The organism is Novacetimonas cocois, assembly GCF_003311635.1.
GTDB lineage: Bacteria > Pseudomonadota > Alphaproteobacteria > Acetobacterales > Acetobacteraceae > Novacetimonas > Novacetimonas cocois.
Genome location: NZ_QEXL01000013.1, coordinates 78625 through 92283, shown reverse-complemented (window position 1 = coordinate 92283; position 13659 = coordinate 78625). Strand labels below are relative to the sequence as shown.

Genomic DNA, 13659 nt, shown 5'->3' with positions numbered 1-13659 from the left:
AAAAATCCCCCGTGCCGCCGGGTTGGCATGGCGGCGTGGCGGGCCGGATTTTTCGTCCGATTGCATGAAATCCGCCGCATTTCCCGGAAATGGCGGGAAATGCGCGTATCGCGGGGCCATGCGCCCCGAAACGGATCAGCCTTTGCGTGTCAGGCGGGGCCTGCCAGCCATCAGGGCCGGGGCGCGGCGAAGGGGTTGGCGACCGGGGAGGTCGAATGGACATCGATCCAGCTGTTGGCAAGGTCGATGCTGATTTTCGCGGGCCTGTAGGCCGCCGGCGGGGCAAGGAAGATATTGTCCACATAGGTCTGCGGATTGCGGTCATAAAGGGGGAACCAGCTTGACTGGACCTGTATCATGACACGATGGCCGGGCAGGAAGGTGTGGTTGGCGACCGGCAGGGCAAAGCTGTAAAGCTGCGGCGTGTTGGCCGGGATCGGTTCGGGATGCTCGATGCTCCTGCGATAACGGCCGCGCAGGATGTCCGCGCTGACCATGAGCTGGTATCCGCCTATTTCAGGCTGTTCAGGAACCTCGTCAGGATACACGTCGATCAGCTTGACGACGAAATCCCCATCCGTACCCGTGGTGGAAGCCGTAAGATGGGCGACGGGCAGTCCCTGGATGTCCAGCGGCGCCGTCAGGACAGGGGACGTGAAGGTCGCGACATCCGTGCGGCCGGAGGCTTCCCTCTGGTCGCTCGCCAGCCAGTTCGGCCATGCGGAAACGGGCGTATGGGCGATCGGTTCGATGGCGCGCGGCAGGTAGGGCACCGGACGCGCCGGGTCCGACACATACTCCTCCGTTCCTGCTGCGCTGTCGGCTTTTGACAGGCCGAGCGTGTGTCCCGCCCCCAGATAAAGCGTCGTGCAGGGGCTGCAGGCCTGTGACGGCAGGCTGTCGGAGGATTCCCATTCATTCCTGCCGGAGCGAAAGGCGGTCACATGCGCGGGTAGCGGGACGGAGCTGTCGTCCTTCAGGTAATGAGCCAGAAAGGGTTCAAGTATCCGGGTGCGGAAATAGGCCCCGGTATCGGACCCCAGCCGCACCGCGCCCATCGTGCTGGCCTGCCGGATTTCCCCGCCATGGTTCCACGGACCCATGACAAGGAAAAGATTGTCGCGCGAATCCGGCCTGTCGTGGAGTGCGTAATAGGTGCCGATCGCGCCGACGATGTCTTCCTGGTCCCACAGGCTGTGGACCAGCAGGGTGGGGACCTTTAGCCCATATCCGGCGATCTGCCGGTCAACCGCCATGTCTTGCCAGAACGAATCATAGGCGGGATGGGCAAGGATCTGTCTGAAAAAACCGATCTGGTCCATGCCATGGCTTTTGCCCAGCGCCCCGGCGGAAACGGCGTCGAGGTAGAGGTTGTAATCATCGTGATAGCTGCTCCACCATTTGGCGGTGTTGCTCCGGGTGGCGTCCTGATCATAGATGTAGGGCAGCATCTGCTGGCGGAAGGCGCCGTTATGGAACCAGTCATCCCCCCGCCATCCGTCGATCATGGGGTTCATGGGGACGACGGCACGCAGCGCGGGATGCGGGTTGAACAGCGCCATCATGGACGTAAACCCGTCATACGATACGCCGATGATGCCAACTTTCCCATTGCTTTCATGGACGTTGTGGACAAGCCATTCGATGGTGTCCCATGTGTCGGTCGCATGATCGACCGTGCTTTTGTTCAGCGGCCCGCGCAGGGGGCGGTTCATGACATAGCTGCCTTCGGAACCGTATTTGCCGCGCACGTCCTGAATGACACGGATATAGCCGCCATCCGCGATCACGTCGGGCATGTTGTCATACCCCTGCAGGGCGGAACGCATATGCCCGCTGATATTGTGCGTGACCATTTCATCCGCGTTGTATGGGGTGCGGGTCAGCAATATGGGGGCGCCATGCGCGCCCTTGGGGATCATGATGACCGTATGCAGTTTTTTCCCATCGCGCATCGGGATCATGACATTGCGGCGGATGTAGTCAAAGCTGCTGTCGCTTGCGTGGAAATCCTGTGGCATGTCGGCGGGGATTCCCTCTGGCGCGGGAGACGCCGTGGCCGATGCGCAGGAGAGGACAAGACATGCTGTAAGGAGAAGGGATTTCTGCATTTTCTTTTTCTGGATCCATGCCACGGAAATTCTGTCACGGGCCGGGTGGACGGCCGGAGGAGCGGAATTGTCCTTTATCTGAGGAAGCACGAAAAGCCCCATGATCTTCTGCCGGGCCGTGTGGGGAGGCAGGCGTCACCGCGTCCCGGACATCGCGGTCATGAGGGATTTTCGGCAATGGCCCGACAGTTTCGCGCTTTCACGACGCCACGTCCCCGCCAGCAGGGGCACGGAACCGGCGTTGTCAGGACGGAATGGGAGGGCGCGTAATGCTTCGGGTGGCGATGACATCAGTCAGGGCTCCGTCTTCGTTGCACCCGGATTTGCCGGTGCGGAAGCATTCCATGTCGAGATGGAGTAAACCAGATTATCGTTTCACGCATGTACTGTCGTCAATTATCAAAATATGGCCTCCCCATAACCTTTGTCTAAGGGGCAGGAACAATAATACATGGCATGAAAATGTGTTTTTGACCGCAGGGTATCCATGAAACATCCTGCGCATCATGAAGGAATCTCGGTGGGGATTTTCACAAGAAAGCGTCCATGAATGTCGGATTTTCGGGGGAGAGCGGCATCCAAAACTTTGTTATTTTTATCAGCGGGCTGTTTTCATATACTCCTCCCCGGGGAAAGGTGGGATGATTCCGTTTTGTGAAAGATGGCACATGGAAAGAATGAAAACCGCCACGTCCCTGTCACGGTGTCTGGCGCGTGGGGCAGGGATCGCATCAGGCAAAGTGGACGAAGGGGGCCGTGGCATCCGGGCTTTGCATGTCCGGGCATCCGCCTTTATTCCGGCAGAGTGACCACTCTGTCCAACCATTGCCATTCTGGCCCCGATGCCTTCATGCACGGCATGCCGCACGCACTGCGGGTGATTCCGTCTGGGAAACCCGTGGCGTCAGGCCGCCGGTGCCGCCAGCCATCCGGTATCATCAACTGTAATGAGGCCACCGTGCCCTTTCCTGTCATAAAGGACACATGCCCGCCTTCCGTCCGTCCGGGGCATGACGCGCCTTGCCGCGTGCCCGGGCCGCGCATGCGGGGGTGGTGATGGCGGGCATGGCGTCCTCTCCGCCGCCGGGACCGTGGCGGCAGGCCATCCGCGCGCTCGGGCGCAACCGTTCGGCCATGATTGCGCTGGCGACGCTGCTGCTCGTGACGCTCGCCTGCCTGCTGGCGCCGTTATATGCCCGCGATATCGCGCGGACCGATCCGTTCGTCTCCAACGTGGCGGGCAGCGTCATGCTTGACGGGCGGGAGGTGGACATCATGCAGCCCAATGACAATCCGCTCCATCTCGGGCTCAGCCCCATCGGGCCGACATGGCGGGCTTCCTACCTGCTGGGGGCCGACAGCCAGGGGCGCGATCTGGCGTCGCGGCTGCTGTATGGGGGGCGCAATTCGCTGCTGATCTCCTCCTGCGCCGCGGTGCTGTGCCTTGTGCTGGCCGCGACAACGGGGATCATTGCCGGGTTTTCGGGCGGGATCGTGGATGCCGTGCTGTCGCGCATGATGGATATCATGTGGGCGGTTCCGGTCTATCTGTTCGCCATTTCCCTTTCCATCGTCACCGTCAGCCACGGGCTGACGCTGGGGCCTTTCGTCGTGCGGGCGGACAGCCTGTTCATACCCGTCTTCATCATCGCGCTGGTTTACATGCCTTATGCCGCGCGGCCCATCCGGGGGCGGGTCATGGCGCTGCGGGGGGCGGAATTCGTCACGGCCGCGCGCTGTCTGGGGGTGCCGCGCTGGCGCATTGTCCTGCGCGACATCCTGCCCAATGTCACCACCACGCTGGTGATGCTGGGGCCGCTGCTGATGGCGTTGTCGCTGCTGGCCGAAAGCGCGCTGTCCTTCCTTTCGCTGGGGGTTCAGGCGCCGGCGGCGTCGTGGGGCACCATCATTCAGGATGGGGAGGGGCTGATCTATACCCGTCCCATGGTGGCGGTGGCGCCGGGGCTTGCCATCGTGGTGGTCGTGCTGGCGCTGAACATCCTTGGCGACGGGCTGCGTGACGCGCTGGACGTGCGCGACGCCGGGCGGCGTTCATCATGATGGGCGCCCTGCTGCGCCGACTGGGGCAGACGGTGTTCGTGCTGTTCGGGATTTCGGCGCTGGTGTTCATGGTGTTCTTTGCGACGCCGGGCGCCGATCCCACCGCTCGGATCGCGGGACGCAATGCCTCGCCCCAGGTCATGGAAAAAGTGCGCAGGGAATACGGCTTCGATCGCTCCCTGCCGGTGCAGTACGCAACGATGATGAAAAAGCTGTTCATCACGCGCGACCTTGCCTCCTATGTGGACCGGGGGGAACTGGTGGTGCCTGAAATCGCGCGCGCGGCCCCAGTGACGGCGTCGCTGGTCTGCGGGGCGGCGGTGATCTGGGTCGTGGCGTCCATCATCATGGGGACGCTGGCCGCGGCGATGAAGGATACATGGGTGGATCGCGGCCTCATGATGCTGGGGCTGGTGGGGATTTCCATGCCCGTCTTCTGGCTGGGGCAGGTGACCAACCTTGTCACCCAAAGCCGGTATCACGATACATGGCTGTTTTCATGGGTGCCGGGACTGGGATACGTGCCCTTTGGGGAAAGCCCGCTGGGATGGTTCCGCGCGCTGGTCATTCCGTGGATCGTGCTGGCGGTCATGTTCATCGGCATCTACAGCCGCGTCCTGCGTGCCGATCTGGTGGCATTGTCGGGCGAGGATTTCATGCGCACCGCCCGTGCCAAGGGGCTGTCGCCCGTGCGCATCCTGTTGTGGCATGGGGTGCGGATGTCCATGATTACCTTCGTCTCCCTTTTCGGGCTGGACTTCGCGCAGCTGGTCGGCGGCGGCGCATTGCTGACGGAGGTCGTGTTCGGCCTGCCGGGGGTGGGGCACCTGACCTATCAGGCGCTCAACAACCTCGACCTGCCGGTCATCATGGCGTGCGTCATGTATTCGGCGGTGTTCGTGGTGATCGCCAACGCGGTGGTCGATGTCATCCATGTGGTTCTGGACCCACGGGTGCGCGATGCCCGGTAGTACGATGCCCGGCAATGCGATATCCGGGGACGGCTCCGCCCGCGCGCCACTGCTGGAGGTGCGTGACCTGTGTGTCAGCTTTCCTTCGGCGGGACGGATGATCCCGATTGTCGAACATGTCTCCTTCACACTGGCGGAGCGCGAGATCCTTGGACTGGTGGGGGAGTCGGGTTCGGGCAAGTCCGTGACGGCCATGGCGCTGATGGGCCTGATCGACAGTCCGGGCGTGCGGATTACCGGATCCGCCCTGTTTCGCGGGCAGGAACTTGTGGGCCTTGCCCCCAGGGAACTGCGCCGCCTGCGCGGGGGGCAGATCGCCATGATCTTTCAGGATCCGATGACGGCCTTTACCCCGGTCTATACCATCGGATGGCAGATTGATGAGCAGATCCGCGCGCATGAGCGGATTTCACGCAGGCAGGCCCGCGCGCGCACGGTGCGCCTGCTGGGGGAAATGGGGGTGCCCGACCCGGTCCGCACGGCCGGGTGTTATCCGCACCAGCTTTCGGGCGGGCTGCGCCAGCGCGCGATGATCGCCATGGCGCTGTCGTGCAATCCCGTCCTGCTGATCGCGGATGAGCCGACCACGGCACTCGACGTCACGGTGCAGGCGCAGATCCTTGAACTTGTCCGCGCCCTGCGCGGCAGGCATGGCTCCTCAGTGCTGCTGATCACGCATGACATGGGGGTGGTGGCGGAAACCTGTGACAGCACGCTGGTGCTGTATTCGGGGCGTGTTGCCGAAACCGGGCCGACAGGGGCGCTGTTCGCGCGGCCGGGCCATCCTTATACGGCGGCGCTGCTTGCTTCCATACCGCCGCTGGACGGGCCGCGCCCCGAACGGCTGCCGACCATCGCCGGCGTGCCCCCCGCCCCCCTTGACCGGCCGGTCGGCTGCGCCTTTGGCCCGCGTTGCGGATATGTGCATGAACGCTGCCGCCCCGCGCCGCCGCCGCTGGTGCCGGTCGGACCGGATCAGGCCGCCGCCTGCGTCCTGCCGACGGAGGGCAGGCCCCTGCCGCCGCGATGTCCGGCGTCCGCCCCGCAGGAGGGGCCGGCATGAACGCGCATCCACCCATCATGACGCAGGGGACGGCCGCTCCGCTGATGGAGGTGCGGGATCTGCGCAAGACCTATCGCCTGCCACGTGGCCAGACGCTCAAGGCGGTGGATGGTATCTCGCTTTCCGTCATGCCGGGGGAGGTGCTGGGGCTGGTGGGGGAATCGGGATGTGGCAAATCCACCCTCGGGCGCTGCCTGCTGCGCCTGATGGATGTCTCGTCAGGCCGGATCCTGTTCGAGGGGCGTGATATCACCGCGCTGAACGAACGTGCCATGCGTCCGTTGCGCCAGCGCATGCAGATGGTGTTTCAGGATTCCTACGCATCGCTCAATCCCCGGCGCCGCATTGGCGACCTGCTGGCGGAACCGCTGCGCGTGCATCCCGATGCCGATGGACGCAGGCGATCGGCCGCGACCATTACCGCGCGGCTGCATGAACTGATGGAACTGGTCAGCCTGCCGCGCGCGGCGCTGGAGCGTTATGCCCATGAATTTTCAGGGGGGCAGCGCCAGCGTATCAATATCGCCCGCGCGCTGGCCCTGTCGCCGCGTCTGGTGGTGGCGGATGAACCTGTTTCGGCGCTGGACGTGTCGGTGCAGGCGCAGATTGTCAACCTGTTCGTCGATCTTCAGGCGCGGCTGGGGCTGACCTATGTCTTCGTGGCGCACGACCTTGCGGTGGTGCGCCAGATTTCCACGCGCGTGGCGGTGATGTATCTGGGGGCGGTTGTCGAACTGGGGGAAACGGACAGTGTGCTGCACCATCCGGCCCATCCCTATTCCGCCGCGCTGAGCGCCGCCGTGCCGCGTCCCGTCGTGGGGGGCATGCGTGCCATTCCCCTGCGGGGGGATATTCCCAGCCCGGTCGCGCGTCCGTCAGGCTGCCGGTTCCATACGCGCTGCCCTTATGCACAGGATCGCTGCCGTGTGGACGAACCCGTACTGCGTCCGGTGCGACAAGGGCATGAGGTGGCCTGTCATTTCCCGCTGGATGGCACCGCGTGACTGTTGCCGATGCATGAAAAGAGATTTTTGAAAACAGCCTGTTGATAAAAGAAAATAAAAGTTTTTGGGTGCCGCCTTTTTTCAAAAAGGCGGCGTCTTGCGAAGCTTTCCGCAAAAAGCTTCACCAGAGCCATCGTCAGTGATGCGTAAGCCGTTCCACCACGATGGCAACAGCCATTCCCGCGATGGAAAACGTCGCACACCAGACAAGCACGCCCGCCACCGGACCGGCGGTCAGCGCCACACCCAGCGCAAGCATGGGGGCGACCGCGCGCACGATCCGCATCGCGCGCTGAATGGGGCGTGAGACCGGCGGCAGGTGATACCGCGCGTGTTGAAGCCACGCATGGCAGGACAGGGCAATGCCCCATGACAGCAGGGAAATGAGGATCGTCATGCAGCCCTGTCTTTCATGTGACGCGCCACGCAGGCCGCGATCACGCCAAACAGAACCCCCATGCCATCAATGCCCGCGTGAATGCCGGACCATTGCCGCCACGCGGTCGCGTCGCCCGCGGCATCCAGCAGCGGAAGGCCACATCCCAGCGCCGCTGTCGCCACAAGCTGTTCGCGCCATCCCGACAGGGGGGACGTGGCACATGATCGCGTGATTCCATGCAGGCCGCAGATGGCCCAGATGAAAAAGAACACGTCTATTTCAAGTATTTCCCGACCCGGCAGGGTCGCGGGCAGCAGGCGGTTGCCCCACAGGAAGGACAGGATGGCGACAGGCAGGCCCGTTATCGTGGCGATGCACAGCCCTTCGGCAATGCGGAAAACCGCGCGATAGCCTGATTTGCGGCGGCGTTTCATCAGGAACAGCACCATGCCGCTTGCAATGGCTGCGGTCGAACACAGGCCGGATACGAAATACAGCCAGCGCAGGGAAAGCGGGAGAAAGCGCGCGTAATGCAGGCCGTGCATCAGTTGCAGGGTTGTCGCGACAGGTCCGCGCGTAACCGTCGTGCCCAGCACCCGCCCGTCAGGCAGGCCGAAATCCACATGGTCGCGCGTCATGAACGGGCCGGAGGCATCGCTGGCGAAGATGCCAAGGCGATCGGGCGAAAACAGGATGAAGCCACATTCCCGTCCGCCAAGGCGCAGGCGTGCGGTTTCCAGCAGGGGCCGCAAGGACGGCACGGGCGACAGGACCGGCGGAGAGGCGGGCAGACGCGCCGGGGCGGCGTCATGCCGGAAAATCGTTGCCAGCGGCGTGGCGGGAAGGATCCTGTCGGCATGAACAAGGACGCCAGTATAGCCCATCATGACGGTAAAGGGCAGGAACAGGACACCGGCCAGCAGATGCGCATCCAGCCATGACCGGATGCGCGAGACCGACAGCCGCAGCATGACCAGATCCGGCAGCAGCGCGCGCAGGTGGATCACGATGCCCGCCCCCACCGCAACCAGCAGCCCTGTGCCAAGGACATTGACCAGACCGACGCCAATCACGCCTCCACCGCGCAGGGAATAATGGAAGTCGTAGAAGAATTTGCCCCCTGCCGTGGGGCGCGCGGGGATTATTGCCCCCGTTCGCGGGTCAAGGATATCGCCGACAAATTCATGGCCGTCGTAATGCAGGATTTCCAGCACGGACGAACGCGCGGAGGGCAGGACAAGAAAGGCCGACATGCCGTGCGCCTGCTGGTCACGCACCATCCGGCTGGCGCTGTCCAGGGCGATGTCGGTGGGCTGCGCGTTTGCAAGGGCCGGGATTTCAGGCTGCATCCACCGGGTGATTTCCGTATCGAAAACGGCAAGCGTGCCGGTGGCGAAGATGCAGACAAGGGCAAGCCCGCACACGAATCCGACCCAGGCATGCAGCCATCCCATGCGTGTGCGCAGGGTTTCACGCGTCATGGCAGGACCGTTCCGGCAAGGGCTGCGATCGTGCCCAGCATCCCCACGGCAATGATCCCGCGATAACGCGCCCATATCCCGAAACAGGTCAGGATCAGCAGGGGCAGGGCGCCAACGGCAACCATGTACCCCAGCTGTGTCGCATCCGGGGGAAGCGTCCCGTTCCCATGGCGCGCAACCATCCGGCCGATATCCATCAGCAGCAGGTGCGCGACCAGATAGGAAAGCAGGCAACCGATCGCCAGGGCGCTGATCCTGCCAACGGCAAGGGTGGGGGGGCGTTTCGCCCTGTCGCGCGTCAGTTGCGGTCTTCTGTTACATATTGAGAAATAAATGCGACGCATTTGCATGTGTTCTTCATGCCACAGAATGTCGCCGGATGCGAAAAAAATACAACGATGCCGGCCCAGATGTTGCGATTTAATCGCATTTGCGTATATCACCCACTCCCCAACCGCTTTTATCCGAAGGCTCTTCGTAATGTTATGTGCATGCCTGATCCCTGTCCGCCGGAAGACTGTCGTGGCGCTGGCGGTCATGATCGTTATGGGAAGCCTTTTGCCGATGGCGCCGGTATTCGCCGCGGACGATGAAAAGCCCGGAACGCAGAAAAAAGCCCCCGGGGCACAGAAAACCCCCGGGCCGGAAAAGGCCGACGCGCAGGCGAAGGACGAGAAAATCATCGTCACCGCCAGCCGCCGCAACCAGATGGAAGTGACAAGTGGCGGTCAGCTCGGGGTGCTGGGGAACAAGAAGGGGCTTGATGTGCCCTTCAACATCCGCAGCTACAGCTCCAGCCTGATCCTCAACCAGCAGTCGCAGACGCTGGGGCAGGTTCTGGAAAACGACCCGTCCGTGCGCACCACCTATGGCTATGGCAATTTTTCGGAGATGTTCGTGATCCGCGGGTTTCCCGTCGATGGCGATGACGTGGCGATCAACGGGCTGTACGGCATCACGCCGCGGCAGCTTGTCTCCCCGCAGCTATATGATCAGGTGCAGGTGCTCAACGGGGCCAGCGCGTTCCTCAATGGCGCGGCGCCCAGCGGATCGGCCATCGGCGGCAACATCAACCTGATGTTCAAGCACGCGACCAAAACCCCGATTACCCGCGTGACGGGTGATTACACCAGCAATGCCCTGGGCGGGGGAAGCGTGGATTTCGGCCGTCGTTTCGGGCGGGACAAGGCCTTCGGCTTTCGCCTGAATGTTGCAGGGCAGGATGGCGAGGATTCGATCGACCATGAATACCGCCATTCCGCCGCCGTGGGGGCCGATTTCGACTGGCATAATGACGATACCCGCATTTCGCTGGACATGAATTACCAGAATCAGGGCGTCAACGGGGGGCGGCCGGCCATCTTCCTCGGGACGGGTGTGACCTCGGTGCCGCGCGCGGCAGCGCCGTCGCACAATTTCGGGCAGCGCTGGGCCTATAACGACCTGAACTACATTTTCGGCATGCTCAATATCGAACACGACTTTTCCAAGCATATCACCGTCTATGGCGCGTTCGGTGGTCTTGGCGGGAATGAGAAGGGCGAATACGCGAACCCGACCGTAACCGACGCCATCACCGGGGCGGCGACCATCGGCAGCATGTACGTGCCCTATAACCAGACGAACGAAAGCACGCGCGCGGGCGTGCGGGCGCATTTCAGGACCGGTCCCGTCAGGCATGAAATCAATGCAGGCGGATCATCATTGTGGGAGGAGGCCGATACCGCCTATTCCATGGCGCTGACCTCGGTCACGACGAATATCTACAACACGCCCTACATCTCGCCGCTTGCCAATACCTTTAGCGGCGGTGACGTCGCCAATCCGCAGCCCATCAACCGTACGCGGCTGTACAGCCTGTTCTTTTCCGACACGATGTCGTTCTTTCACGACCGCGTCGCCCTGACGGGGGGATTTCGTTACCAGAACATGCTGATCAACGGATACGATTACGCCGCATCGGGCCGTGGCGCCATCAATTCCCATTACGATCAGGATGCCATTACCCCCGTGGTCGGGCTGGTGATCCATCCCACGCGGCAGACAGCGCTGTATTTCAACCGGATCGAGGGCCTGTCGCAGGGGCAGACCGCGCCGGCAGATACGATCAACCAGGGACAGATTTTCGCCCCCTATAAATCCACCCAGTACGAGGTGGGCGCCAAGTATGAAACCCGGCGTTTCAGCGCATCCCTTGCCGTTTACGAAATCTCGCAGCCCAATTCGTATTCGCAGGCCATCGGCAATACGGGCCAGTCGATTTTTGTGGAGGACGGGCTGCAGCGCAACCGTGGCATCGAACTGAACGTCAATGGGGAAATCCTGCCGGGCCTGCGCTTTAACGGTGGCGGCACGGTCATCGACGCGGACCTGCGACGCACGGCGGGCGGGCTGCAGAACGGTCATACCGCGATCGGGATTCCCAATTACACCATCAACGGAAATCTGGAATATGACCTGCCGTTCCTCAAGGGCGCGACGGTCGTGGGACGCGTCGTCAACACGGGCAAGCAGATGGTCAATACGTCCAATACGATGCACCTGCCGGTCTGGACGCGTTTTGACCTGGCGGCGCGCTATACCTTCGTTGCTGATCACAAGCCGCTGACGCTGCGCTTTGGCGTCGATAACCTTGCGAATACCCGGTACTGGTCGTCTTCTTTCAACGGCTACCTGCTTGAAGGCCTGCCAAGGACGTTCAAGTTCTCCTTTACCGCCGATCTGTAAGAAGCTGTTGCTGACACCGTAGAGAAGTTTCGGGAAGCCTTTTGTCTGAAAAGCTTCTGGGCACGCCGCCTTTCCTAAAAAGGGCGGCACCCGGAAGCTTTTGTCATTTTCAGGAAATATCCAGATCAACGGGTTTCGTGTCGCGATATTCCGGTCGTTGCCGCGCGGGATCGTCTGTCTGGCGGGGCGGCGTTCGGGATCCTTCATGCCTGTTCCCGTGCGGCAAAAACACCACAGGGACGCTAAGAAGGCGGATTGTCAAAAAATCCGCCCGTTTGATATTGCGAATCAAACTCACTTTCATTAATGGGGGGAAATAAGAATCAGTCGCAACTATCAAAGATGACCCCCATGATCCCACCCCGCCGTCTCCGACCATTTTCCGTTGCAACAGCGACGCTGGCGCTTGCCTGTTCGTCCGCGGCACATGCCGCCGCCACGGGGGAGGAAACCTCCACCGTCGTGCAGCAGTCAGGCACATCCCCCACGACGCCGGCAGGGAAGGCCAGGACCGCCACCACCACCACGGCATCCCACGAAACGACGTCCCGGGATGCGGCCGCACAGGAAGATGCGTCGGGGATCATTTCCGATCACCGGCACGATTACACCACGGTGACGGCATCGCCGATGAATGCGCTGAAACAGTCGGTCGGGCTGAGCCGCATGCCGCACGACGCGATGCACACGCCACAGAACATCAACGTCGTGCCGCAGGTCCTGATGCAGCAGCAGAACGTCAAATCCCTTGACGAGGCACTGAAGAACGTGCCGGGCATCACGGCCTCGGTCGGCGAGGGCGAAGGCGGCATGGCCGGGGATCAGTTCCTTATCCGTGGGTTTCAGTCGCAGAACGACATCTATGAAAACGGGCTGCGTGATTTTGGCGTCTATACCCGCGACAGTTTCAATTATGACCATGTTTCCGTCATCAAGGGCCCGTCGTCTGAGGTTTTCGGCAACGGCACGACGGGCGGCGCGATCAACATCGTGACCAAGAGCCCGCAGCTGGGCAATTTCTATCAGGCGAATTTCTCGGGCGGCAGCGGGTCCTATTATCGCGGCACGCTGGATATCAACCAGCAGCTGACCAACAGCATCGCCTTTCGCCTGAGTGGCATGGGAAATGAAAACAATGTCGTCGGCCGCGACTACATCTATTCCCATCGTTGGGGCATTGCGCCCTCCATTGCCTTTGGCCTTGGGAAAAAGGTGTCATTCGTTCTGGAATATTTTCATCAGAACGATAACCGCATCCCCGATTACGGCGTGCCCGTCGTTTACAAGCCGGGGGCGGCGGTTGGCCTGCCTGCGACGGAATACGGGGTCAGGCGTACCAACTGGTATGGCACGACCTATGATCAGGACAATACCAGTGATGACATGATCACCGGTCGCCTGACGGCAAAGGTCAGCCCGATCCTGACACTTTACAACGACATGCGCGGCGGGATCTATCACCGCTATTTCTCCGCCTCGCAGGAGGCATGTTCGTCCATGGCGGCGGGCACAACGGCGTATAACAACAACCTGATAAATGGCAGCGTGCCGTCGGCGACCTGTAATGCCGATTTGTTTTCCGCCAACCCCGCCGCAGCACAGGTCGCGCGTAATGGCGGCGTGGGTGGTCCCGAACCCTACCGGCAGAGCGACTGGTCGATACAGGATGTCTTTTCCGGCATCGCGCGTTTCCGCACCGGACGCATCCGGCATGAAATCATCGGCGGTTTCGACATCGAATATGTGACCGACCACCGGCAGAACTATGCCTATNGGCAGCAACCGGCCCAGCACCAGCCTGCTCAGTCCGTCGATGTACGTGCCCNGGCCTGACGCTGGGCGACTGCAACCAGTATCCCGAC

Annotated in this window: 11 protein-coding genes; 6 read left to right on the top strand and 5 right to left on the bottom strand. The window is 62.1% G+C overall.

Annotated features, from left to right (window positions below; genetic code table 11):
* Positions 1-170: 170 nt before the first annotated feature.
* Complete coding sequence (locus tag NJLHNGOC_RS10880) at positions 171-2021, bottom strand: CocE/NonD family hydrolase (RefSeq protein WP_239021476.1); 1851 nt, start codon at positions 2019-2021, stop codon at positions 171-173.
* Positions 2022-2246: 225 nt separating this feature from the next.
* The gene (locus tag NJLHNGOC_RS16010) at positions 2247-2402 is read right to left on the bottom strand and encodes a hypothetical protein (RefSeq protein ID WP_165837921.1); all 156 of its coding nucleotides are present in this window, start codon (positions 2400-2402) and stop codon (positions 2247-2249) included.
* A gap of 765 nt (positions 2403-3167) precedes the next feature.
* Here NJLHNGOC_RS16010 and NJLHNGOC_RS10870 point away from each other — a divergent pair.
* Genes NJLHNGOC_RS10870 through NJLHNGOC_RS10855 form a run of 4 tightly spaced genes read left to right on the top strand, consistent with a single transcriptional unit; the run spans position 3168 to position 7210 of the window.
* On the top strand, positions 3168-4172 hold the full coding sequence (locus NJLHNGOC_RS10870) for an ABC transporter permease (RefSeq protein WP_113596392.1): 1005 nt from the start codon (positions 3168-3170) through the stop codon (positions 4170-4172).
* Entirely contained in the window at positions 4169-5143 is a 975-nt protein-coding gene (locus NJLHNGOC_RS10865) for an ABC transporter permease (protein ID WP_113596362.1), read from the top strand. The genes NJLHNGOC_RS10870 and NJLHNGOC_RS10865 overlap by 4 nt, the downstream gene beginning before the upstream one ends.
* Positions 5133-6206 carry an ABC transporter ATP-binding protein gene (locus tag NJLHNGOC_RS10860; RefSeq protein WP_239021475.1) on the top strand — a complete coding sequence of 358 codons (1074 nt, stop codon included), beginning with the start codon at positions 5133-5135 and terminating at the stop codon, positions 6204-6206. The genes NJLHNGOC_RS10865 and NJLHNGOC_RS10860 overlap by 11 nt, the downstream gene beginning before the upstream one ends.
* A 44-nt stretch (positions 6207-6250) precedes the next feature.
* Positions 6251-7210: an ABC transporter ATP-binding protein gene (locus tag NJLHNGOC_RS10855; protein WP_206059777.1), complete on the top strand. Its 960-nt coding sequence runs from the start codon at positions 6251-6253 to the stop codon at positions 7208-7210.
* A 136-nt stretch (positions 7211-7346) separates the two neighbouring features.
* On the opposite strand, the gene NJLHNGOC_RS10850 is transcribed toward NJLHNGOC_RS10855, so the two are convergent.
* The 3 genes from NJLHNGOC_RS10850 to NJLHNGOC_RS10840 are packed head-to-tail and all read right to left on the bottom strand — an operon-like array spanning position 7347 to position 9420.
* Entirely contained in the window at positions 7347-7607 is a 261-nt protein-coding gene (locus tag NJLHNGOC_RS10850; protein ID WP_113596360.1) for a hypothetical protein, read from the bottom strand.
* Positions 7604-9070: a PepSY-associated TM helix domain-containing protein gene (locus tag NJLHNGOC_RS10845; RefSeq protein WP_113596359.1), complete on the bottom strand. Its 1467-nt coding sequence runs from the start codon at positions 9068-9070 to the stop codon at positions 7604-7606. The genes NJLHNGOC_RS10850 and NJLHNGOC_RS10845 overlap by 4 nt, the downstream gene beginning before the upstream one ends.
* Complete coding sequence (locus NJLHNGOC_RS10840; RefSeq protein ID WP_133258732.1) at positions 9067-9420, bottom strand: hypothetical protein; 354 nt, start codon at positions 9418-9420, stop codon at positions 9067-9069. The genes NJLHNGOC_RS10845 and NJLHNGOC_RS10840 overlap by 4 nt, the downstream gene beginning before the upstream one ends.
* 187 nt (positions 9421-9607) lie before the next feature.
* Here NJLHNGOC_RS10840 and NJLHNGOC_RS10835 point away from each other — a divergent pair, with 187 nt between their 5' ends.
* Together NJLHNGOC_RS10835 and NJLHNGOC_RS16385 are read left to right on the top strand one after the other, a co-directional pair.
* A complete protein-coding gene (locus tag NJLHNGOC_RS10835) occupies positions 9608-11797 on the top strand; it encodes a TonB-dependent receptor (protein ID WP_206059776.1) in 2190 nt (729 codons plus the stop codon).
* A gap of 306 nt (positions 11798-12103) precedes the next feature.
* Positions 12104-13630: a TonB-dependent receptor gene (locus tag NJLHNGOC_RS16385; protein ID WP_456306360.1), complete on the top strand. Its 1527-nt coding sequence runs from the start codon at positions 12104-12106 to the stop codon at positions 13628-13630.
* Positions 13631-13659 lie beyond the last annotated feature (29 nt).